The organism is Rhodococcus sp. RDE2 (genome assembly GCF_020885655.1).
GTDB classification, from domain to species: domain Bacteria; phylum Actinomycetota; class Actinomycetes; order Mycobacteriales; family Mycobacteriaceae; genus Rhodococcus; species Rhodococcus pyridinivorans.
Genome location: NZ_AP025186.1, coordinates 5,365,492 through 5,386,255 on the forward strand (window position 1 = coordinate 5,365,492; position 20,764 = coordinate 5,386,255).

19 protein-coding genes are annotated in these 20,764 nt (G+C 68.2%); 9 read left to right on the forward strand and 10 right to left on the reverse strand.

What is annotated here, in order from left to right; all coding sequences use genetic code 11:
• Positions 1 to 20 precede the first annotated feature (20 nt).
• The 5 genes from LPH33_RS25085 (at position 21) to LPH33_RS25105 (ending at position 8,407) form a co-directional block, all read left to right on the forward strand.
• Entirely contained in the window at positions 21 to 626 is a 606-nt protein-coding gene (locus LPH33_RS25085; protein ID WP_229566595.1) for an NUDIX hydrolase, read from the forward strand.
• Positions 623 to 3,124 carry a DUF6049 family protein gene (locus tag LPH33_RS25090; RefSeq protein ID WP_229566597.1) on the forward strand — a complete coding sequence of 834 codons (2,502 nt, stop codon included), beginning with the start codon at positions 623 to 625 and terminating at the stop codon, positions 3,122 to 3,124. The genes LPH33_RS25085 and LPH33_RS25090 overlap by 4 nt, the downstream gene beginning before the upstream one ends.
• Entirely contained in the window at positions 3,121 to 6,939 is a 3,819-nt protein-coding gene (gene murJ, locus LPH33_RS25095) for a murein biosynthesis integral membrane protein MurJ (protein WP_229566599.1), read from the forward strand. The genes LPH33_RS25090 and murJ overlap by 4 nt, the downstream gene beginning before the upstream one ends.
• Before the next feature lie 142 nt (positions 6,940 to 7,081).
• Positions 7,082 to 7,630, forward strand: coding sequence for an RNA polymerase sigma factor SigM (gene sigM, locus LPH33_RS25100; RefSeq protein ID WP_229568515.1), 549 nt, complete (start codon positions 7,082 to 7,084; stop codon positions 7,628 to 7,630).
• A 54-nt stretch (positions 7,631 to 7,684) separates the two neighbouring features.
• Positions 7,685 to 8,407, forward strand: a complete 723-nt coding sequence (locus LPH33_RS25105) for a hypothetical protein (protein ID WP_229566600.1) — start codon at positions 7,685 to 7,687, stop codon at positions 8,405 to 8,407.
• 21 nt (positions 8,408 to 8,428) lie between these two features.
• On the opposite strand, the gene LPH33_RS25110 is transcribed toward LPH33_RS25105, so the two are convergent.
• Positions 8,429 to 8,980 (reverse strand): TetR family transcriptional regulator, encoded by a 552-nt coding sequence (locus tag LPH33_RS25110; protein ID WP_229566602.1) that lies wholly within the window; start codon positions 8,978 to 8,980, stop codon positions 8,429 to 8,431.
• Positions 8,981 to 9,085: 105 nt separating this feature from the next.
• Here LPH33_RS25110 and LPH33_RS25115 point away from each other — a divergent pair, with 105 nt between their 5' ends.
• The 4 genes from LPH33_RS25115 (at position 9,086) to LPH33_RS25130 (ending at position 13,142) form a co-directional block, all read left to right on the forward strand.
• Positions 9,086 to 10,285 (forward strand): NADH:flavin oxidoreductase, encoded by a 1,200-nt coding sequence (locus LPH33_RS25115; protein ID WP_229566604.1) that lies wholly within the window; start codon positions 9,086 to 9,088, stop codon positions 10,283 to 10,285.
• Positions 10,286 to 10,486: 201 nt separating this feature from the next.
• A complete protein-coding gene (gene trxB, locus LPH33_RS25120) occupies positions 10,487 to 11,452 on the forward strand; it encodes a thioredoxin-disulfide reductase (RefSeq protein WP_229566606.1) in 966 nt (321 codons plus the stop codon).
• Positions 11,453 to 11,498: 46 nt separating this feature from the next.
• Positions 11,499 to 11,828, forward strand: coding sequence for a thioredoxin (trxA, locus tag LPH33_RS25125; RefSeq protein ID WP_006550900.1), 330 nt, complete (start codon positions 11,499 to 11,501; stop codon positions 11,826 to 11,828).
• 135 nt (positions 11,829 to 11,963) lie between these two features.
• Positions 11,964 to 13,142, forward strand: coding sequence for an N-acetylmuramoyl-L-alanine amidase (locus tag LPH33_RS25130; protein ID WP_229566608.1), 1,179 nt, complete (start codon positions 11,964 to 11,966; stop codon positions 13,140 to 13,142).
• A gap of 84 nt (positions 13,143 to 13,226) precedes the next feature.
• Here LPH33_RS25130 and LPH33_RS25135 read toward each other — a convergent pair whose 3' ends face one another.
• From LPH33_RS25135 to rpmH, 9 genes are all read right to left on the reverse strand, one after another.
• The gene (locus LPH33_RS25135; RefSeq protein WP_229566609.1) at positions 13,227 to 13,916 is read right to left on the reverse strand and encodes a GNAT family N-acetyltransferase; all 690 of its coding nucleotides are present in this window, start codon (positions 13,914 to 13,916) and stop codon (positions 13,227 to 13,229) included.
• 58 nt (positions 13,917 to 13,974) lie between these two features.
• The gene (locus LPH33_RS25140) at positions 13,975 to 15,207 is read right to left on the reverse strand and encodes a ParB/RepB/Spo0J family partition protein (RefSeq protein ID WP_229566610.1); all 1,233 of its coding nucleotides are present in this window, start codon (positions 15,205 to 15,207) and stop codon (positions 13,975 to 13,977) included.
• Positions 15,204 to 16,178: a ParA family protein gene (locus LPH33_RS25145; protein ID WP_229566612.1), complete on the reverse strand. Its 975-nt coding sequence runs from the start codon at positions 16,176 to 16,178 to the stop codon at positions 15,204 to 15,206. Before LPH33_RS25145 ends, LPH33_RS25140 begins: the two co-directional genes overlap by 4 nt.
• A gap of 624 nt (positions 16,179 to 16,802) precedes the next feature.
• Positions 16,803 to 17,483: a 16S rRNA (guanine(527)-N(7))-methyltransferase RsmG gene (gene rsmG, locus LPH33_RS25150; RefSeq protein WP_229566614.1), complete on the reverse strand. Its 681-nt coding sequence runs from the start codon at positions 17,481 to 17,483 to the stop codon at positions 16,803 to 16,805.
• 110 nt (positions 17,484 to 17,593) lie between these two features.
• The gene (locus LPH33_RS25155) at positions 17,594 to 18,142 is read right to left on the reverse strand and encodes a protein jag (protein ID WP_060652417.1); all 549 of its coding nucleotides are present in this window, start codon (positions 18,140 to 18,142) and stop codon (positions 17,594 to 17,596) included.
• Between the two features lie 22 nt (positions 18,143 to 18,164).
• A complete protein-coding gene (gene yidC, locus LPH33_RS25160; protein ID WP_229566616.1) occupies positions 18,165 to 19,262 on the reverse strand; it encodes a membrane protein insertase YidC in 1,098 nt (365 codons plus the stop codon).
• Between the two features lie 69 nt (positions 19,263 to 19,331).
• Positions 19,332 to 19,622 carry a membrane protein insertion efficiency factor YidD gene (yidD, locus tag LPH33_RS25165; RefSeq protein ID WP_229566617.1) on the reverse strand — a complete coding sequence of 97 codons (291 nt, stop codon included), beginning with the start codon at positions 19,620 to 19,622 and terminating at the stop codon, positions 19,332 to 19,334.
• Positions 19,619 to 20,014 (reverse strand): ribonuclease P protein component, encoded by a 396-nt coding sequence (gene rnpA, locus LPH33_RS25170; RefSeq protein ID WP_024102541.1) that lies wholly within the window; start codon positions 20,012 to 20,014, stop codon positions 19,619 to 19,621. Before rnpA ends, yidD begins: the two co-directional genes overlap by 4 nt.
• Positions 20,015 to 20,034: 20 nt before the next feature.
• On the reverse strand, positions 20,035 to 20,178 hold the full coding sequence (gene rpmH / locus LPH33_RS25175) for a 50S ribosomal protein L34 (RefSeq protein WP_006550910.1): 144 nt from the start codon (positions 20,176 to 20,178) through the stop codon (positions 20,035 to 20,037).
• Positions 20,179 to 20,764 lie beyond the last annotated feature (586 nt).

Here is a 20,764-nt window from a genome sequence, read left to right on the forward strand (position 1 = left end):
GTCCATCTACTATCTATGAGGTGTCGCCCGCCGAACGTGCCAACCGTAACCGCCGCAGCTCGCGGCGGCGCGGCGCGGGCGCAAAGAAGACCGCACACGGTGCTTCGCCCGGATCGTCCGCTTCGCCCGGACCTCGCATGCGGACCGTCCGCGAGACCTCCGCGGGAGGTCTGGTGGTCGACGGACTCGGTGGTCCGCCCGAGAAACTCTGCGCAGCCCTGATCGGCCGCACCGACCGGCGGGGCCGCCTGCTGTGGTCGTTGCCGAAGGGTCACATCGAGCAGGGCGAGACCGCCGAGCAGACCGCGATGCGGGAGGTCCGCGAGGAGACCGGCGTGCGCAGCTCGGTGCTCGCCGAACTGGGCAGCATCGATTACTGGTTTGTCACCGAGGGTCGCCGGGTCCACAAGACCGTGCACCACTACCTGCTGCGATATCTCGGCGGAGAGCTCTCCGACGCGGACGTCGAGGTCACCGAGGTGGCGTGGGTGCCGCTGCGCGAACTGCGGACCCGCCTGGCGTACGCCGACGAACGCAAGCTCGCCGACATCGCCGATCGGCTCATCGCCGAGATGGACCACACACGACTCCCCGACGCCGACGAACCGGGGGCCCCACGCGGATGACGGTGGTGGTGTCCCGGGCGGGCGCCGCGGTGCTCGCCGTGCTCGTACTCGTCCTCACAACGGCAGGCGTGACGCCTCTTCTGCCGACGACTCTTCTCCCGACGGCCACGGCGAACCCGGCCGCAGCCCAGACCGACCCCGACGAGCCGCGCTTCCTCGAGCTGAGCATCGACGAGGTGACGCCGCAGACGGTGACCCTCACGAGCGAGTCCGTCGTCACGGTCCGCGGCACGGTGGCGAACATCGGCGATCGGGACGTCGAGGACGTCTGGGTGCGGTTGCAGCGTGCACCGGTGGTCTCCGACTCCGCAGCGCTGCGCACCTCCCTGTCCCTCGACCAGGCGGGCTTCGACACGGTCGGTGAGTTCGAGGAGGTCGCCGACCGACTGGGGCAGGGCGAACGTGCCGACTTCGAACTCGAACTGCCGCTGCGCTCCGATCTCGTGCCGTCTCTCGACATCGACACTCCCGGCGTCTACCCGCTGCTGGTGAACGTCAACGGTGTCCCCGAGTACGGCGGCGCGGCCCGGCTCGACGATGCACGCTTCCTGCTGCCCGTGCTCGCGCTTCCCGCGAGCGACGAGGTCACCGAGGGCACGGAGCTCACCGAGGAAAGCGGGACGGGCAACGGCGGGTCGCGGGGCACGACCCGCTCGTCCGACGACGGCCTGCTCGACAGCGAGGAGAAGGCGTTCCCCGCCGTACCGCCCGACGTGTCCCGCCCGGCCGCGGTCACGATGCTGTGGCCGCTGGCCGATCGGCCGAGGCTCGCCGCCGGCGTGGCCGGTTCCGGCACCGAGCCGGTACGCCTGGTCGACGACGACCTCGCCACCTCGCTCGCCGAGGGCGGGAGGCTGGACGGTCTGCTGCGCGCCGTCGAGGACACCGCCCGCACCGAACCCCGCGTCCTCGAGGGACTGTGCCTGGCGATCGACCCGGACCTGCTCGTGACCGTCGCGAACATGACGCGCGACTATCTCGTCGTCGAGGATCCGAACGAACCGACCGGCGACGCGCGGCCGGGCTCGGGCACGGATGCCGCGGTCGCCTGGCTCGAGCGGTTGCGTGCCCTCGCGGCGACGACCTGCACGATGGCCGTGCCGTTCGCGCAGGTAGACCTGACCGCGCTCGGCGACCTCGCCGACTCGTCCCTGACCGACTCCGCGCTGGAATCACCGGCGGCCATCGTCGACTCCATCCTCGGCGTCACCTCCACCCCGGGCGTGATGTGGCCCGACTCCGGCGTACTCACCGAGAAGACCGGATCGATGCTCGCCGCCGACGGCCCGGTGACCGCTCTGGTGTCCGACAACGCCGTCGAGGGCGGACGCGCCCTGCTCGCGGGCACGTCGTCGACGCCGTCCACCGCGCCGGGCGGCAACGGCTTCCGGATCTCCGGTGTCTCCGGCCTCACCGCCGCCCTGTTCGACTCGTCCGCGTCCGCGGCACTGGCCGGGATGGGTACCGACCCGCAGACGCCGTCCTTCGTCCCCTCCTCGGCGCGCTACGACCTCTCCCGCGATTCCTCGACGGCCCGCCTGCAGGACGCCCTCGGCGCGCTGGCCTGGCCGGCCATGGTGCCGACGGTCAGCGAGGTCACCGGGGCGGCACTGCCGGCCGCGGGCCGATCGGTGCTGTTCGCGCCGCCGCAGAACTGGTCGGCATCGCCCGACGACGCCGCCTCCGTGCTGTCGATGCTCTCCACGCTCGTCCGCTCGGGCCTGACCACGCCGCGACCGCTCGCCGCGCTCGTCGACGCGGCCGCGAACACCGCGAACGATCCGACGGCCTCGCTGCTGGTCTATCCCGAACAGGCGATCACCGACGGGGCCTCCGCCGCGGTCGTGTCCGAGGCCGAGGAACAGATCGGCCGCCTCGATGCGATCCAGACGGCGCTGGTCGAGGACCCGCAGGCCCAGCTCACCCCGCAGCAGTTCACTGCCCCGCTGCGCGAGGATCTGCTACGCGCGATGAGCCTGGCCGGTCGTCGCGGTGCCGACGCCGACGGTGCCTACGCGACCGGCGAGCACCGCGCCGCCGAGGTGCGGGAGGCCGTCGACGACATCTACGACGCCGTGACGGTCATCTCGACCGGCGGTGTGTACACCCTGACGTCCGAACAGAGTCCGCTGCTGCTCACCGCGCGCAACGACCTGCCCGTGGGCATCACCGTGCGGCTGCAGGTGGACGCGCCCGACACGGTGGATATCACCGATATCGGCCCTATCCAGCTCCCGCCGCGCGGCAGCCGCACCCTCACGGTGCCGGCTCAGATCAGCGACTCGCGGAACCTCCGGTTGGAGTTCGCACTCACCACCGAGTCCGGCCTGCCTCTCGGCAGCTCGACGACGGTGACGGTACGTTCCAATGCGTACGGCCAGATCCTCGCCGTCGTCACGGGATGTGCGGGAGCACTCCTGCTGTTCCTGGCGGGCAGACGACTTCTGCACCGGTTCCGGGGAGAGCCGGACCCAGCCGACGAAGGGTATGAGAAATGACCGGGAACTCCACACGGGACGACGTGGAGACACACCCGAACCCGGGACCGTCGGACGCTCCCACCACCTCGCCGGACATCACGGGCGTCGCGTCCGGTCGCAGGAAGCCGCAGAGCCTGCTCGCTGCGACCGGCTCCATCGCCGTGGCAACCCTGGTCAGCCGCATCACCGGCTTCCTCAAGCAGCTGCTCATCCTGACCCTGCTCGGTGCGAGCGTCGCGTCGTCGTTCACCGTCGCGCACCAGATCCCCAACATGATCTCCGAGCTGGTGCTCGGCGCCGTTCTGACCTCGATCGTCGTGCCCGTGTTGGTGCGGGCCGAGCGGGAGGACCCCGACGGCGGTGAGGCCTTCGTCCGGCGACTGTTCACCGCGGCGCTGGTGCTGCTCGGCACGGCGACCGTTCTCGCGGTGGCCGCGGCACCGGTCCTGACCACCCACGTCTTCCTCGACGAGTCCGGCAAGGTCTCGACGTCGCTGACCACAGCGCTGTCGTACCTGCTCCTGCCCGCGATCATGTTCTACGGCCTGTCGGGCCTGTTCACGGGCATCCTCAACACCCGGCAGGTGTTCAAGCCGGGTGCCTGGGCCCCGGTGTGCAACAACCTCGTGGTGCTCACCGTGCTGGTGATCTACTACCTGATGCCGGGCGAGATCACCCTCGATCCGGTGCGGATGAGCGATCCGAAACTGCTCGTCCTCGGCATCGGTGTGCTGCTCGGCGTCATCACGCAGGCAATGTGCCTGGTACCCGCGCTGCGCCGCGAGGGCATCAATCTCAGACCGCTGTGGGGTCTCGACGACCGGCTCCGGCAGTTCGGCGGCATGGCCGCCGCGATCGTGCTGTACGTGCTGATCAGCCAGGCCGGCATGGTCTTCGCCACACGCGTGTCGTCGGGAGCCGACGAGGCCGGACCGGCGATCTACAACAACGCGTGGCTGTTGCTGCAGCTGCCCTACGGCGTCCTCGGTGTCACCGTCCTCACCGCGATCATGCCGCGCCTGAGCCGCAACGCCGCCGCGGACGACACCCCGGCCGTCGTCGACGACCTGTCCGTCGCGACCCGCCTGACCATGATCTCGCTCATCCCGATCGTCACCTTCCTGACGATCGCGGGTTCGCAGGTCGGCGCCGCGCTGTACGGCTACGGCAACTTCGGCGGCAGCAACGCCGAACGCCTCGGCCAGGCGGTGAGCTGGTCGGCGTTCACGCTCATCCCGTACGCCCTGGTGCTCATCCACCTGCGCGTGTTCTACGCCCGGGAACAGGCCTGGACGCCCACTTGGATCATCCTCGGCATCACCGCCGTCAAGATCGGCCTGTCCGCGCTGGCGCCCGTCGTCGCGGCGAACGACGAGCAGGTGGTGCTGCTCCTCGGCGCGGCCACCGGCGTCGCGTTCGCCGTCGGAGCGTTCATCGGCGGCTATCTGCTGCACCGCACACTCGGCAACCTGCAGATGGCGAACGTCGGACGCACCGTCTGGCACGTCGTGCTCGCGTCGCTCGCCGCGGCGGTCGTCGTGCTGGTCACCGACCGTCTCCTGCAGCTCGACGTGCTCGCCGACCGCTTCGGGGGCATCGGCTCGCTCGTGCGGGTCGGGCTCAACGGTGTGCTGATGGTGCTCGTCGCGCTGGTCGGGATGTACCTGCTCAAGGTGCCCGAGATCCTCGCGATCGAGGCGGCCGTGCGACGGAAGGTCGCGGCACTGCGCGGCACCGCCCCGGTCGAGGAGGCCCCCGCCGAGCCCGAGACCGGAACCACCTCCGCCGAGGCACCGTCTCCCGCCCCCGTCCCGCGTCCGCGCCACGTCGAATCGGATGCCGAGAAGACCGTCATCCTGCCGCGTATCGACTACGGCGAGTACGGCGTCGGACCTTACGACGCCATCACAGAGGTCATGCCCGCCATCAGGGACGTCCCCGGTCGCAGCAATGCGCACGGACAACTCCCGTACCCTGATCAGCAGCAGGTACGGTCCGGGAGCCGTCGACCACGGTTCTTCGCGGCCCCCAGCGGCGACCCGCGTCTGCACACCGGAAGTGGACGAGTCGACAACGAAGGAGTGAGGGTGAGCGACGACCACGCTGCCGGCAAGTCCACCATCGATGCCGCCGCACGGCAGAAGTCTGCCGACAAGGACGGCAAGCGCCCGCCGCGCGATCCGAACCTCGACACGGGTGTCATCCCGGTCGGATCCCCGCAGCTCCCGCCGGTGCGTGTCGCAGGTCCGGCCTCCCAGCCGCGCCGTCCGATGCGCGGCCCCGATCTCATCGCCGGTGCCTCGGTCGCCGGTGGTCGCTACCGTCTGCTCGCCCCGCACGGTGGCGCGCGCGGCCTGCGTTTCTGGCAGGCGCTCGACGTCAAGCTCGATCGCGAGGTCGCGCTGACCTTCGTCGACGCGGAACAGCGCGCGGCCGACGGCACCGGCCCCGACTCGCCGCAGGCCGTGCTCTCGCGCACCCTGCGCCTCGGTCGCATCAATTCGCCCGGTCTCGCCCGCGTCCTCGACGTGGTGCGCGGCAGCTCGGGCGGCATCGTCGTCTCGGAGTGGACCCCCGGCCGGTCGCTGAAGGAGATGTCCACCACCGAGCCGTCGCCGATCGGTGCGGCACGCGCGATCCGCGCGCTCGCGGCCGCGGCCGAGGCGTCGCACCGTGCGGGCAGTGCCCTGTCGATCGACCATCCCGATCGCATCCGCATCAGCGTGGCGGGCGACGCCGTGCTGGCCTTCCCCGCGACCTTCTCCGATTCCGACGCGATGTCCGACGTGCGCGGTCTCGGCGCGAGCCTGTACGGACTCATCACCGGACGGTGGCCGCTCGGTGAGCCGTCGGCTCCGGGCGGCGTTCCCGTCCCGCACCACAGCGGTGCCACCGTCGGCGGGATGCCGGAGCCCGACCGCAAGGACGGTGTGCCGGTGGAGCCGCGCGTCCTGCGTCCCGACGTGCCGTTCGAGATCTCGGCGGTCGCGGTGCGGGCCCTGTCCGAGGACGGCGGTATCCGGACCGCCGCGACCGTGCAGCACATCCTCGACCAGGCGTCGGTCGTCGACCAGAAGACCGAGATGATCCCGGCACTGCGGATCGGGCAGCGCGCTGCCGCCGCGGAGACGCATGCACTCGCTGATCCCGAAGCGCTGGAACAGAAGAAGAAGCATTCGCAGCGGATGCTCATCGCCCTGGCCGCGCTCGGTGCGACGACGGTGCTGCTGCTCGCGCTCATCGGATGGTGGATCGCGAACCTACTCGCCGGCGACGCCAACGATGCCCCGCTGACGAGCCAGGAGTTCGGTCTGACCCCCACCGCCGAGGCACCCGCCGAGGACGGGCCGGGCGACGAGCAGGCCGAGGCCGCGCCGCCGCGACCCGCGGCGAGCGCTCCGGTCTCCGCGACCTCCGTGTCGGTCTTCTCGCCTCAGGGCACCCCCGATTCGCCCGCCACCGCGTCGCAGGCGATCGACGGTGATCCGTCCACCTCGTGGAGCACCGACGCCTACTTCGATCCGTTCCCGTCGCTGAAGAACGGTGTCGGACTTCTGTTCACGCTCGCCGACGCGTCGGAGCTGTCCGCGGTGAAGGTCACCACCGACACGCCGGGCACGGTCGTCGAGGTGCGCAGCGCACCGTCCGAGTCGACGTCGCTCGATCAGACGCAGGTGATCGGTTCGGGCACACTGGCTTCCGGTGAGACCACGATCCCGGTCGAGGCGGACGGCCAGACCTCGCACGTGCTGGTGTGGATCACCGATCTGAGCTCGAGCGGCGGAAGCAACAAGAGCTCCATCTCCGAAGTGGAATTCGAAGCCGCACGCTGACCGCGGACAGCCGGGCGGAATCGTCCGGATCGGCTACCATCCGCGCGTGCGAATTTTCGGGGGGATCGCAAAAATCGCCGTGCCCGACGGGGGTGTCGAGGACGGCGGGAGCGTGTCGGACGGGGTGGCGTCCGATGGGGTGGTGTCGGATGCCGAGCTGCTCGCAGCACACGTCGCAGGCGATCGGCATGCCTTCTCCGCCTTGCTGGCACGACATCACGCCCATCTGTGGCAGGTCGCGCGGCGGACGAGTTACTCGAACGAGGACGCGGCCGACGCGCTGCAGGAGGCACTGCTCTCGGCGCATCGGAGAGCTTCGGGTTTCCGGGAGGACGCCGCGGTCCGCAGCTGGCTGCACTCGATCGTCGTCAACGCGTGCCTCGACCGCATCCGCCGCAATCGTGTCCGCGTGACCGTCCCACTCTTCGAGGACGATTCGCACGACCTGCGCACCCCGCGCGATCCCATCCACGACACCGAGGTCGCACTCGACATCGAATCCGCCCTGTTCGCACTGCCACCCGACCAGCGGGCAGCCGTCGTCGCGGTGGATGTGGAAGGTTTCTCCGTCCGGGAGGCGGCGCGACGACTCGGTGTTCCGGAGGGAACGGTGAAGAGCCGCTGCGCCCGCGCGCGGAGCCGGCTCGCAGTTCTTCTCGACGACCTTCGCTCCGAGGGGAACCGATCGTGACCCTCCTCCGTCTTACTCTGGTGAGGGATGCCGAACCGCGGAGGAGAGTCGCGCATGAACGAGGACGAGGTGCGTCCGTCGAACTCCGCCGAGGTGCGCCCGTCGGAGTCCGACGAGATGCGTCCGCCGTACGCCGCGGAGTTGCTCGCCGACCTGCATGCCGGGGCGCTCGACGACGAACTCGCCGCCCGGTTGTGGCCGCGTGTGCGCCGCGATCCCGAGGCCGTCGCGTATCTGGCGCGGCTCGATGCGACGCAGGCGCGGTTGTCGGCCCTGCGCGACGCTCCACCGAAGGAATCGATTCCACCCGAGATCGCCGCACGTATCGGTGCCGTGCTCGCGGAGGACCGGTCCGTGCCGTCCTCGATCGCACGGCGTCGCCGGTGGGCGGTGGCCGGTGCCGCGGTCGCGGCCGCCGTGGCGGTGATGCTCGTGGTGGTCGTGCGCGGAACAGCTTTCGGTAGCGACGATCCGACGAGTATTCCCGTCGCGGCAGCGGAGGACGAGGCCCTGTTCGAACCCTCCACCCTACGGGCGATGATCGGCGACACCGATCCCGGTCTCCTCGGTGGAGCAGATCGTCTCCGGGAATGCCTGGACGCGAACGGTTTTGCGGGTCGGTCACCGATCGGTTCCCGTGCGGTGCGGTTCGCCGGCGACGACGCCGTCCTCGTTCTGATGAGCGGGCCGGACGCGCCGGCACTTACCGCACTCGTGGTCGGAACGCACTGCGACGCAGACGATCCCGCGACGATAGCCCGGAAGACGATCGGCTGACCCACCGCTCGGGTCCGAGCGCTACGCGACGGTCGACAACAGTTCCAGGATCCGCGCGCGCAGCGCGGGTGTGTCGTCCTCCGCGGCGATGAGGCCGGCGAACAGTGCCGACCCCGCTGCCATCACGAGCACCGCCTTGGCGTCGATCTCGACGTCCGAACCGTCACCGTCGGCGAACAGAGCGGTGCTGGGGCCGCTGAACGTGCGCCAGAGCGTGTTGCGGAGGGCCTCGTGGTCCCGCAGTGCAGCGAGGAGTCCCGGGAGCGCAGCGCGGACCTCCGGCCGGGAGAACAACTCGATGCTCCCGGTGACCACCCATTCGATCCAGCCCTTGCGATCGATGCCGTCGTAGGGCGCCAGATCGGGTGCGGACCCGAGCAGTGCGTCGAGCACCAGGTGGGCCTTGGTCGGCCACCGACGCGTGAGTGCGGCGCGGCCGACGCCGGCGCGGGCGGCGACGGCCCGCAGGCTCAGCCCGTCCCAGCCGTGGGAGCGGAGCATCTCGCGGGTGGCGGTGAGGACGTCGTTGTCTATTCGGGGGTCGCGGGGGCGCCCCGGAGCGGTGCTGGGCATGGGATCCGTGATGTCGGGACCGAGTGGGAATCGATCTGGCGCGAAGTGTGACGAGCGTTATAGTCGAAACGCAATTACGGTACCACTGGCATCGAAAGTAGGGGCATGTCTTCGCCGCGACCCACCGTGTTCGAACCGGCCCGACTCGGGCCGCTCACCCTCCGCAACCGCATCGTCAAAGCGGCGACCTTCGAAGGGGTCATGCCCCGGGGCGCCGTCAGCGACGAACTCGTCGAATTCCACGCCGAGGTCGCCCGCGGCGGCACCGCCCTCACGACCGTCGCATATTGCTCGGTCTCCCACGACGGTCGCGTCCACCGCGACACCCTGGTGCTCGACGCCGCCTCCGTCCCCGGCCTGACCCGGCTCACCGACGCCGTGCACGCCGCCGGTGGTCTGGCCTCCGCGCAGATCGGCCACGCCGGACTGGTCGCCAACCAGATCTCCAACAAGATGAAGACGCTCGCGCCGTCCACGCGCATCAGCGCCCCCGCCATGGGGCTCGTCCGCGGCGCGACACTCGAGCAGCTCGATCGGGTGGTCGAGGACTACGCACGCGCCGCGCGCTTCGCCGTCGAGGCCGGATTCGACGCCGTCGAGGTCCACCTCGGGCACAACTACCTGCTCAGCTCCTTCATGAGCCCGAATCTCAACAAGCGCTCCGACAAGTACGGCGGCAGCATCGAGGGCCGCACCGCCTTCCCGCGTCGCGTGCTCGAGGCCGTCCGCACGGCAGTGGGGGAGGGGGTGGCCGTCATCGCGAAGTTCAACATGACCGACGGCGTGCCCCAGGGTCTGTGGCTCGACGAGTCGCTACCCATGGCCAAGCTCATCGAGTCCGACGGCACCATCCATGCCATGCAGCTCACCGGCGGAAGCTCGCTGCTGAACGGGATGTACTTCTTCCGCGGCGACGTCCCGATGAAGGAGTTCCAGGCGTCGCAGCCGAAGGTCGTCGGCTGGGGACTGAAGGTCTACGGGCCGAAGATCTTCCCGAAGCTCCCGTTCGAGGAGGCCTTCTTCCTGCCCATGGCCCGGCAGTTCCGGGAGGAACTGAAGATCCCGCTGATCCTGCTCGGCGGCATCAACCGACTCGACACCATCGAGACGGCGCTCGACGAAGGCTTCGAGTTCGTCGCTATGGGCCGCGCGCTGCTGCGTGATCCGTATCTCGTCCGCAAGTTCGAGGAGAAGACCGCACACGAAGGTCTGTGCATCCACTGCAACAAGTGCATGCCGACCATCTACACGGGCACGCGTTGTGTGATCCGCGAGACGCTGCGGGACGTGCCCGGCGCGGTCTGAGACCGTCCCGGTTCGCATCGGGGGGCGGGCCGGTCGGGCGACCGACCGGTCCGTACAGGGCGTCTGTGGCGGGACGCACGACGGAAGGGGAACAACACCGTTTACCCTGGTGTTGACAGTATCTGTAGGCTGCCGTCCGGTTTCGGCCGGATCGCCCGCAGTCCTCGCGCCCCCGATCACCCAACCGGAAGGCTCCGCCGCATGACGACCTCGCCCACGATTCACGACCTCATCATCGTCGGTTCGGGACCGGCCGGATACACCGCCGCCATCTACGCGGCCCGCGCCGAACTCGCCCCGCTCGTCTTCGAGGGAACGCAGTTCGGTGGCGAGCTCATGACCACCACCGAGGTCGAGAACTTCCCGGGCTTCAAGGACGGGATCATGGGCCCGGAGCTCATGGACCAGATGCGCGAGCAGGCACTGCGTTTCGGCGCCGATCTGCGCACCGAGGACGTCGACGAGATGGACCTCACGGGTGCGGTCAAGACGGTCGTCGCCAACGGTGAGACCTACCGCAGCCACGCCGTCATCCTCGCGATGGGCGCCGAGCCGCGTTACCTCGGCGTGCCCGGTGAGTCGCAGCTGCTCGGCCGCGGCGTCTCCGCCTGCGCGACCTGCGACGGCTTCTTCTTCCGCGACCAGGACATCGCCGTCGTCGGCGGTGGCGACTCCGCGATGGAGGAGGCCACCTTCCTGACGCGCTTCGCGCGCAGCGTCACCCTCATCCACCGCCGCGAGGAGTTCCGCGCGTCGAAGATCATGCTCGAGCGCGCCCGCGCCAACGAGAAGATCCGCTTCGTCACCAACGCGAAGGTCGCCGAGGTGCAGGGCGAGAACAGCGTCACCAACCTCGTCCTCGAGGACACCGTCACCGGCGAGCGCAGCGACCTGCCGGTCACCGGCCTGTTCGTCGCCGTCGGCCACGACCCGCGCAGCTCGCTCGTCAAGGGTCAGGTCGAGCTCGACGACGAGGGCTACGTGAAGGTCTCGGCGCCGTCCACCGCGACCTCCGTTCCGGGTGTCTTCGCCGCGGGCGACCTCGTCGACCACACCTACCGCCAGGCGATCACCGCCGCCGGCACCGGATGCTCGGCGTCCATCGACGCGGAGCGGTGGCTCGTCGCGAACCGCGAGGTCGAGGCGCCCACGCTCGCCGAGGCCTGATCCCACCGCCCGTTCCACATTCCATCCCGAGATTCAGGAGACATCCGTGGCCGACAAGAACACCGTCACCATCACCGACTCGTCGTTCGTCGAGGACGTACTGCAGTCCGAGAAGCCCGTCCTCGTCGACTTCTGGGCGACCTGGTGCGGTCCGTGCAAGATGGTCGCTCCGGTTCTCGAGGAGATCGCGGCCGAGCACGGCGACAAGCTGACCGTCGCCAAGCTCGACATCGACGCCAATCCGTCGGCCGCACGCGACTACCAGGTCATGTCGATTCCCACGATGATCCTCTTCTCCGGTGGCAAGCCGACGAAGACGATCGTGGGGGCCAAGGGCAAGGCGGCGTTGCTTCGGGATCTCGCGGACGTCCTGTAGTACCGTCCCAGGATCAACCTCTCGGATGTGCCCGTGAGCCCGTATTCACGGGTACATCCTTCATCCAACCCCCATTCGATGCTGCCCAGCCCTCACGCCGGGCACCGATCCGGTCAGCACGGAAAGGCCCGATACATGCGCCCTCTTCGTCACGGCGACCACGGTCCGGCGGTCGCCGAGATCCGGAGCACCTTGGCCGGCCTGGGCTTCCTGCACAACGAGCCCGCGGAGTCGGGCGACTGGATGGGATCGGACGTCCCCTTCGATCGTGAACTCGACGGAGCCGTGCGCGCGTTCCAGCAGCAGCGCGGTCTGCTCGTCGACGGGATCGTAGGCCCCGCGACCTACCGTTCCCTGAAGGAAGCGTCGTACAAGCTCGGTGCGCGCACCCTGATGTATCAGCTCTCCGCTCCGCTCTACGGCGACGACGTCGCGGCCCTGCAGACCCGTCTGCAGGATCTCGGCTTCTACGTCGACCGCGTGGACGGCTACTTCGGTCCGAAGACCCACGAGGGTCTGTGCTCCTTCCAGCGCGAGATCGGACTCGCCTCCGACGGCATCTGCGGTGCCGAGACACTGCGTTCGCTCGAACTGCTCGGCACGCGCGTGTCGGGCGGGTCGCCCCACGCGATCTCCGAGGAGGAGATCGTGCGCCGCTCCGGTCCGCAGCTCAGCGGCAAGCGCATCGTCATCGACCCGGGTCTCGGCGGCAACACCCACGGCATCATCGTGCCGAGCCCCCACGGCCCGATCTCCGAGGCCGACATCCTGTGGGATCTCGCGCGCCGGCTCGAAGGCCGGATGGCGGCGACGGGCATGGAGACCTTCCTGTCGCGGCCGTACCACGTGAATCCGACCGACGTCGAACGCGCGGGCACGTCCAACGCGTTCGGTGCCGACCTCATGATCTCGCTGCGGTGCGACGCGAGCCGCAGCCCCGCCGCGAACGGCATCGCGAGCTTCCACTACGGCAACTCGCACGGCTCCGAATCGATGATCGGTCAGGTGCTCTCCGGCTACATCCAGCGCGAGATCGTCGCCCGCACGAACCTGCAGGACTGCCGCAGCCACGGCCGCACCTGGGATCTGCTGCGCCTGACGAACATGCCGACGGTGCAGATCGATCTCGGTTACCTCACCAACGAGCAGGACGCCGCGCTGCTCGCCGATCCGCGCAGCCGCGACATCATCGCCGAGGCGATCCTCATCGCGGTGAAGCGGCTGTATCTGCTCGGCCAGGACGACCAGCCGACCGGCACGTACACCTTCGCCGAGTTGCTCGCCGAAGAGCTGTCCATCTCCGACAGCCGCTGACCGGCCCGTAGACGAGAAGAGGACCGCCCCCGCAGAGTCTGCGGGGGCGGTCCTTTTTCGCCGGTGTCCGGTGGACGTATCGGTTCAGTGAGCGCCGACGGCCGAACCCGCGGTCAGGTCCGCGACGGTGAGAGAGGACTCCTCGAGAAGCCGGTCGAGGGCGGCTTCCACGGCGAGCTTCCACTCGTGGTCGCGGTCGAGCTCGAGACGCAGGCGCGGGTACCGATAGTGCGGTGCGACGACCTCGAAGCCCATGTCCTCGAGGAAGTCGGCGTCGATCATGCACTCCGTGTCGGAGCATCCGAGTGCGGCCGTCGCGTGCGGAACATCGCTCGCCTCCGCCTCAGCGGTGCGCCGGATCCCGAAGGCCTCGATGGCACGGACGTTGCGGCGGACGAGGTCGGCGACGACACCGCGGATGAGGTCGGCTCCGACGTCCAGATCGACCGCATGGGGTTCCGTCCGCATGGATGTCAGCAGGATCGCGTCGGCGCTGACGGGTGCGGTGGGGAAGGCCAACGCGCGGGGCACCATGCCCGGGGGAGCATAGAGCGCGCACCCGGCGGCCTTGTCGCCGATCGTCGCGATCTGGCCGCACGACCCCCATTCGAGAAGGACCATGGACAGCCATGCTTCCTTCTCGAACTCGGGGTCGGCGAACTGCTGAACGTCGGGCGTCGCGGTGGGATCCAACTCCCAGAACACGCACCGTCGCGCATGAGCAGGCAACTGCTCGATCCCACTCAGCGTGAGCGGTGATACTCGAGTCGACACGGGATAGCTCGCCTCCACGTCTTTCGTCTACAGACTGTTGTCCTGCTCCGACGAGGAGTCAAGAAAGGTCGGTCTGAGACTCCATCATCTTCACGATGCGTTCGAGGTCGTCGACCGAACCGAACTCCACTACGATCTTGCCCTTGCGCTTGCCGAGGCTCACGGTCACGCGCGTGTCGAAGGAGTTCGACAGGCGCTCCGCGACGTCCTGCAGCCCGGGCATCTGGATGGGCTTCCGACGCTTCTGCTGCGGAGCGTCGGGGGTGTCGTTGCGGTTGGCGAGCACGACGGCTTCTTCCGTCGCCCGCACGGACAGGCCCTCGGCGACGATGCGTGCGGCGAGTGCCTCCTGAGCGTCGGCACCGGCCTCGAGCGCCAACAGGGCACGCGCGTGCCCGGCCGACAGCACTCCGGCCGCCACGCGTCGTTGCACCGCGACCGGCAACTTGAGCAGCCGGATCATGTTCGTGATGACCGGCCGCGACCGTCCGAGCCGGCTCGCGAGTTCCTCGTGGGTGACCTCGAACTCCTCGAGCAACTGCTGATAGGCCGCTGCCTCTTCGAGGGGGTTGAGCTGCACCCGGTGGATGTTCTCGAGCAGCGCGTCGCGCAACAGCGATTCGTCCTCGGTGTCGCGAACGATCGCGGGGATCGTGTCGAGGCCCGCCTCCTGGACGGCACGCCAGCGACGCTCACCCATCACGAGCTGGAAGCGGTCGCCTTCGAGACGGCGGACCACGACCGGCTGCATGAGCCCGAACTCGCGGACGGAGTGGACGAGCTCGGCGAGCGCTTCCTCGTCGAAGACCTGACGCGGCTGCTTCGGGTTGGGCTCGATCCGGTCGATCGGGATCTCGAGGTACACCGCTCCGGTGGGGGAGGGGAGGGGTTCGGTCTCGGACGTCGCTCCGGACGCCCGTGCCGCGTCGTCCTCGACAGTCTCCGCCGGGGACGCGGGCGCCGGCGTCCTGCCGTCGCCGATGATGAGGTCGGCGGCCGCCGTGCCCAGACCGGAGGACGGGAGGTTCAGGACCGACGAGCCCGGGCGACGCGACGCGGCCGACTTGGACTGCCCGCCCGAAGCCGGCTTCGACGGTGCACCCGCGGCCGGTGCGGACTTGACCGGCGCAGAGGCGGCCGGAGCCGCGGTCTTGGTGGGAGCGGTGGCCGTGGGGGCGGTGGCAGTGGAACTCGGGGCGGTCGCGGGCTTCTGCTCTGCGTCCACCGGAGGACCGGTGGGGATGAGTGCTGCCAGACCTCGACCGAGCCCGCCTTTACGTGTCGCGCTCATCCGTTCCCCTGATTCTCGTGTACCCCGCCGCGTGCCGCCAACTCGCGCCCGGCGTCGAGGTAGCTCATCGCGCCGCGCGATCCAGGATCGTAGTCGAGAACCGTCATCCCGTAACCGGGAGCTTCGGAAACCTTCACGCTGCGGGGGATGACCGAACGCAGCACCGCGCTGCCGAAGTGCGCACGCACTTCCGCGGCGACCTGATCGGCCAGCTTGGTGCGACCGTCGTACATCGTCAGGAGGACGGTCGAGACGTGCAGTTCGGGATTGAGGTGCGACTGGACGAGCTCGATGTTGCGCAGGAGCTGTCCGACACCTTCGAGTGCGTAGTACTCGCACTGGATGGGGATGAGAACTTCCTTCGCCGCGACGAGCGCGTTGACCGTGAGCAGACCGAGCGACGGCGGGCAGTCGATGATCACGTAGTCGAACTCGCGGTCGCCGAGCGCCTCCTTGGTGAGGGCGTTCCGAAGGCGGTTCTCGCGCGCGACCATCGAGACGAGTTCGATCTCGGCACCCGCGAGATCGATCGTGGCGGGGATGCAGAAAAGACGTTCGTTGTGCGGGCTCTGCTGCACGGCCTCGGCGGCGTTGATCTCGCCGAGGAGGATCTCGTAGCTCGAGGGCACACCGGAGTAGTGCGGCACGCCCAGGGCGGTGCTCGCGTTGCCCTGCGGATCGAGGTCGACCACGAGGACCGACAGTCCCTGCACGGCGAGTGCGGAGGCGATGTTCACCGCCGTGGTGGTCTTACCGACCCCACCCTTCTGATTGGCGATCGTGAAGACGCGACGCTCGCGCGGCTTGGGCAGTGCGTTGGCGTCGCTCGGGTGGAGAACCTGGGTGGCTCGATGAGCAGCCGCGCCGATCGGGGTGTCGACGGTGGAGAAACCGTCGAAGGGCACGGGGGAGAAGTCGTCCTCGACGCCTCCGGTTTCACGTGAAACAGCGGATTCAGATCCACCCGTCATAGAACACTCCTTACACGTAGATCCGCTCGGTTCGCACGCTACATCCTCGTCGCTTCCCGGTCGCGACTTCGAAGGCCGGGTCGAGGCGCCGAAGGGAGAATGCGAGTCCCGGACCCGGAGCTGTCCCCGGCCTCCCGACCACGCGCACGCATTCTCGGTTGGTTCAGTATCCCATCCGCATTCTAGGTTCCGTCGGCGACATGGCCGGGTGACGTTTCACGTGAAACGACGCGCGGAGTTGTTTCACGTGAAACAGGTACATGAGGGATCTCGGCGGTTTCACGTGAAACAATCCCGACCACCAAGGGGGTGAACTCGGAAACCAATAACGCCCAATCTGAAATACTGTGGTCCACAATATAATTCACATGAGGTGGTTTCAATCGTATTGCGCAGGAAGATAATTCGACCAATATGAATTCCACGGAACCTGAAACATCACAGTGACGAAACACCCTGGGGTTATTGGGTCTGGTGTGACAACGTCCGAAACAGCCGTTTCGCACCGGAAATGTACTCGAGTAGATTCCTCGAGTCGGAAAAATGTCTCGGAAACGACAACACCCTCCCGACCCGGTAGGGGAGGGGAGGGTGTCGGGGCGATCGTCGCGCCGGCCGATTCGGTCAGCGCTTCTTGCGACGCCGTGCCGGCCGCGGAATCCGCTCGGCCTTCACGACGATCGTGGGCGTCGGAAGGAGATCGCCTCCGCACTCGAGCACCTCGAGATTGCCGGCACCGAGGCGAGCGAGTTCGTCGTGATCGCGGTCGATCTCTTCTCGAGCAGACGAACCCTTCAACGCCAGCATCCGGCCTCCCTCGTGGACGAGGGGGAGCGACCACTTGGCGAGCTTGGCGAGAGGTGCGACGGCACGGGAGGTCACGACGTCTGCGCCGCCGGCCTCCTGGAGGACGCTCGGCTGCTCGGCACGGCCGCGGACCACGAGAATGTTCTCGATCCCGTGGGATTCGACGAACTCCGCCAGATACACGGTGCGGCGCAGCAGCGGCTCGACGAGCGCGACCTGGAGGTCGGGGCGGGCAAGTGCGAGAGGAATACCCGGCAGACCGGCACCGCTGCCCACGTCGACGACCGTCTCACCCTCCTGGATGAGTTCGCCCACCACGGCGCAATTGAGAATGTGTCGTTCCCACAGGCGCGGCACCTCACGCGGTCCGATGAGCCCCCGCTCGACACCTGCCGTCGACAACGAATGGTGGTACCGCTCGGCAAGTTCGGTCCGATCCCCGAATACCCGCTGCGCGACCGCCGACAGTTCCGCTTCGTGCTGTTCCACGTGAAACATCCTTTCCTGTCGGCTCACCCGAAACAACATCGGGACCCACAGCATCAGTTACGAAAAGGCGAAGAGGGACCCTGACGACGCAGAGTCCCTCTTCGGTCGGCACGGCCGACTCAATCCTTGACGATCACCACACGGCGGTGCGGCTCTGCACCCTCGCTCTCGCTGGACACACCGTCGATCTTCGCGACGGCGTCGTGCACGATCTTGCGCTCGAACGGCGTCATCGGCTCGAGTTCTTCGCGCTTGCCGGTCTCGAGCACGCGCTTCGCGGCCGACGTGCCGAGCGAGGAGAGCTCGGCGCGCTTGCCCGCACGCCACCCGGCGATGTCGAGCATGAGCTTGCTGCGCTCGCCGGTCGCCTGCTGCACGGCGAGACGGGTGAGCTCCTGCAGAGCGTCGAGAACCTCACCGTTGCGACCCACCAGCTTGGTCAGATCCTTGCCGCCGTCGATGCTCACGACCGCGCGGTCGCCCTCCACGTCGAGGTCGATGTCGCCGTCGAAATCGAGAACGTCGAGCAACTGCTCCAGGTAGTCGCCGGCGATCTCCCCTTCTTCGATGAGGTAGTCGTCGTCATCGAGATCGGCGTCCGCCGCAGTGTCGCGCTCCTCGGGTGCCACCGCGAGGTCCTCTTCCACCTTGTCCAGGTCACTGGCCATGTTCAGCTCTCTTCTACTTCGGTCAGCGCCGCTTGCGCTTGGAGTTCTTGGGACGGCTGCCCGGCTTGGGAGCGGACGCACCGGACTTCGAAGCCGCGGGGGAGCCGTCGCCGGCCGCGGCGTCCTTCTGCAGCGACACCTCGCCGGTCTCGTCGACCGTGGCGTCGACGGCGTCGGACGCTGCCGCTGTGGCCGAGCCCTTCTTCTTGGACTTGTCGGGGCGAGCACCCGGCTTCGGTGCGTTCTCGTTCCGGCGGGCCAGAGCCGCAGCCTTCTTCTCCTCTTCCTCCTTGTCGATACGGCGGAAGACGAGGTGCTGCTGTCCGTAGGTCCAGATGTTGTTGCTGACCCAGTAGATGATGACGGCGATCGGCAGGAACGGACCACCGACGAGCACACCGAGCGGGAAGACGTACAGGGCCAGCTTGTTCATGATCGCGGCCTGCGGGTTCGCAGCGGCTTGGGCACTCTGGCGTGCGACCGAGGCACGAGCGTTGAAGTGCGTGGCGATGCCGGCGATGATCATGAGCGGCACCGCGACGGCAGCGATCTCCCAGCGCGAGGGGAGTTCACCACCGTCGACCGTGAAGGCCTGGAGCGATGCCATGGGCTGCGTGATCCACGAGGAGATCGGAGCGCCGAACAGGCGGGCACTCAGGAACGATTGGACGTCCTCGGGGCTGAACGCGTAGTTGCCGAGCTGGGCGTTCTCCTCCGGAGTCAGCCCGAGCTGGCCGAAGCCGGTACCCGTGCGGTTGAACGAGCGCAGCACGTGGAACAGGCCGATGAAGACCGGGACCTGCAGCAGAACGGGCAGACAGCCCATCAACGGATTGAAGCCGTGCTCCTTCTGGAGCTTCTGCATCTCGAGTGCCTGGCGCTGCCGGTCCTTGGCGTACTTCTTCTGAAGTGCCTTGATCTGCGGCTGCAGCTCCTGCATCTGGCGAGTCGTGCGGACCTGCTTGACGAAGGGCTTGTAGAGAATCGCGCGCAGGGTGAACACGAGGAACACCACCGACAGCGCCCAGGTCCAACCGCTGTCGGGTGCCAGCACGAACGAGAACACTTTGTGCCAGACCCACAGGATCCAGGACACGGGATAGTAGATGAAGTCGAGCACGGCTCTATGTACTCCTCTGGTCGTCCATGATCGCCACGAAGAGGCGTCGGTCTCGGGTCTCGGCTCCGGTCAGGTACCCACTGGGGACGACCGATGTTTCCGTTCGGGTACCGGATCCCACCCACCAGGGTGCCAGGGGCCACACTTGAGCAGTCTCACCGATGCCAGAACCGCACCGACGACGACACCCCGCGTGCGCAGCGCCTCCACGGCGTACTCGCTACAAGTCGGGGTGAATCGGCAGGTCGGCATCCGTGTGGGCGACACATAAGTGCGATAGAGCTCGATACAGAAGATCAATGCCCGGGCCGGGACGGACCGCAGGGACCGCCACCACGACCTCCGCTCGGGCTCGGTCATGCGCGAGCACTCCCATGCGAGGCGGAAGCACCGGCGTCGAGCAGTCCGAGGCGGGTGAGACCCGACCGCACCTGCTTGTCGAGCTCGCGGGAATCCGCGATGGCAGCGCCGGGTAGTGCGCGCAGCACGATGTCGGTCTCGGAGGGCAGAGCCTCGACGAGACCTGCACAGATATGACGAAGCCGGCGTGCGACTCGATGTCGAATCACCGCCGGCCCGACAGCCTTGCTCACGACCAGTCCGAAACGCGGACCGCCGACACTCACCAAGGACTCGGTGCGATCGCGTTCGAGAACGTGAACGACCAGATCCCGCCGCCCCTGACGACGCCCTCGGCGGACGGTGTCCGAGAAATCCGAGTGGCGCCGCAGTCGATACGGCTCAGGTAGCACCCCGAGCTCCCGTTAGGGAATCAGGCGGTGAGAGAAGCGCGGCCCTTACGGCGACGCGCCGAAACGATCGCGCGACCCGCACGGGTGCGCATCCGGAGACGGAAGCCGTGAACGCGCGCGCGGCGTCGGTTGTTCGGCTGGAACGTCCGCTTGCCCTTGGCCACGGTCGACACTCCTCGATAATTCTGCGACGGCGCGGCAAGCACCGTCGTCCAACGTGTACGTGAATTCGCAGGATTCGATTGCTCGACTCGAGCAGGACGAACCCGTCACCTCGGTATGAGTGACTGTTCGAGGCTACTCGGACGCGGGCGCGAAATCAAACCGCGACGAACAGCGCCGATCAACGCGACACGCCGGACGGGTTCGGCGAAAACTACTCGCCGAGAAGGTATGTGATCCAGGGCACAGCTCGGGTACGCTTTGGGCCATGTCTTCGACGGCGCATCGCGACTACCTGTGCAGTCCCGCGTCACGCTCCGTTCGACGACGATGTGCCGGCCGTTGACGGCCCGCTGCCCCACGCTTCTTCGGGCGCCGTCGCGCAGCTTCTCCGGGCGCGTTCACCGAACACGGAGTCGGACCGCGTCGCACCGTGTGTCACACTGATCCCCGCAGACCGCCCGGGCCCACGAGCCCCGCTGAGCGAATACACACCTCCCATCCACACATCCACCGGGTGATTCCCCCGGTTGTCCACACCTGTGGATAATCGTGTGGAAAACCGGTGATCAAAGGGAGGGAAGCTGC

Bases quoted from the DNA above. Each gene is read 5' to 3' on its own strand.
- LPH33_RS25155 (WP_060652417.1), bottom strand. From the start codon at position 18,142: ATGGCCAGTGACCTGGACAAGGTGGAAGAGGACCTCGCGGTGGCACCC.
- LPH33_RS25115 (WP_229566604.1), top strand. From the start codon at position 9,086: ATGTCTTCGCCGCGACCCACCGTGTTCGAACCGGCCCGACTCGGGCCG.
- LPH33_RS25110 (WP_229566602.1), bottom strand. From the start codon at position 8,980: ATGCCCAGCACCGCTCCGGGGCGCCCCCGCGACCCCCGAATAGACAAC.
- LPH33_RS25090 (WP_229566597.1), top strand. From the start codon at position 623: ATGACGGTGGTGGTGTCCCGGGCGGGCGCCGCGGTGCTCGCCGTGCTC.
- rsmG (WP_229566614.1), bottom strand. From the start codon at position 17,483: ATGTTTCACGTGGAACAGCACGAAGCGGAACTGTCGGCGGTCGCGCAG.
- LPH33_RS25130 (WP_229566608.1), top strand. From the start codon at position 11,964: ATGCGCCCTCTTCGTCACGGCGACCACGGTCCGGCGGTCGCCGAGATC.
- trxB (WP_229566606.1), top strand. From the start codon at position 10,487: ATGACGACCTCGCCCACGATTCACGACCTCATCATCGTCGGTTCGGGA.
- murJ (WP_229566599.1), top strand. From the start codon at position 3,121: ATGACCGGGAACTCCACACGGGACGACGTGGAGACACACCCGAACCCG.
- yidD (WP_229566617.1), bottom strand. From the start codon at position 19,622: ATGACCGAGCCCGAGCGGAGGTCGTGGTGGCGGTCCCTGCGGTCCGTC.
- LPH33_RS25140 (WP_229566610.1), bottom strand. From the start codon at position 15,207: ATGAGCGCGACACGTAAAGGCGGGCTCGGTCGAGGTCTGGCAGCACTC.
- LPH33_RS25145 (WP_229566612.1), bottom strand. From the start codon at position 16,178: ATGACGGGTGGATCTGAATCCGCTGTTTCACGTGAAACCGGAGGCGTC.
- LPH33_RS25105 (WP_229566600.1), top strand. From the start codon at position 7,685: ATGAACGAGGACGAGGTGCGTCCGTCGAACTCCGCCGAGGTGCGCCCG.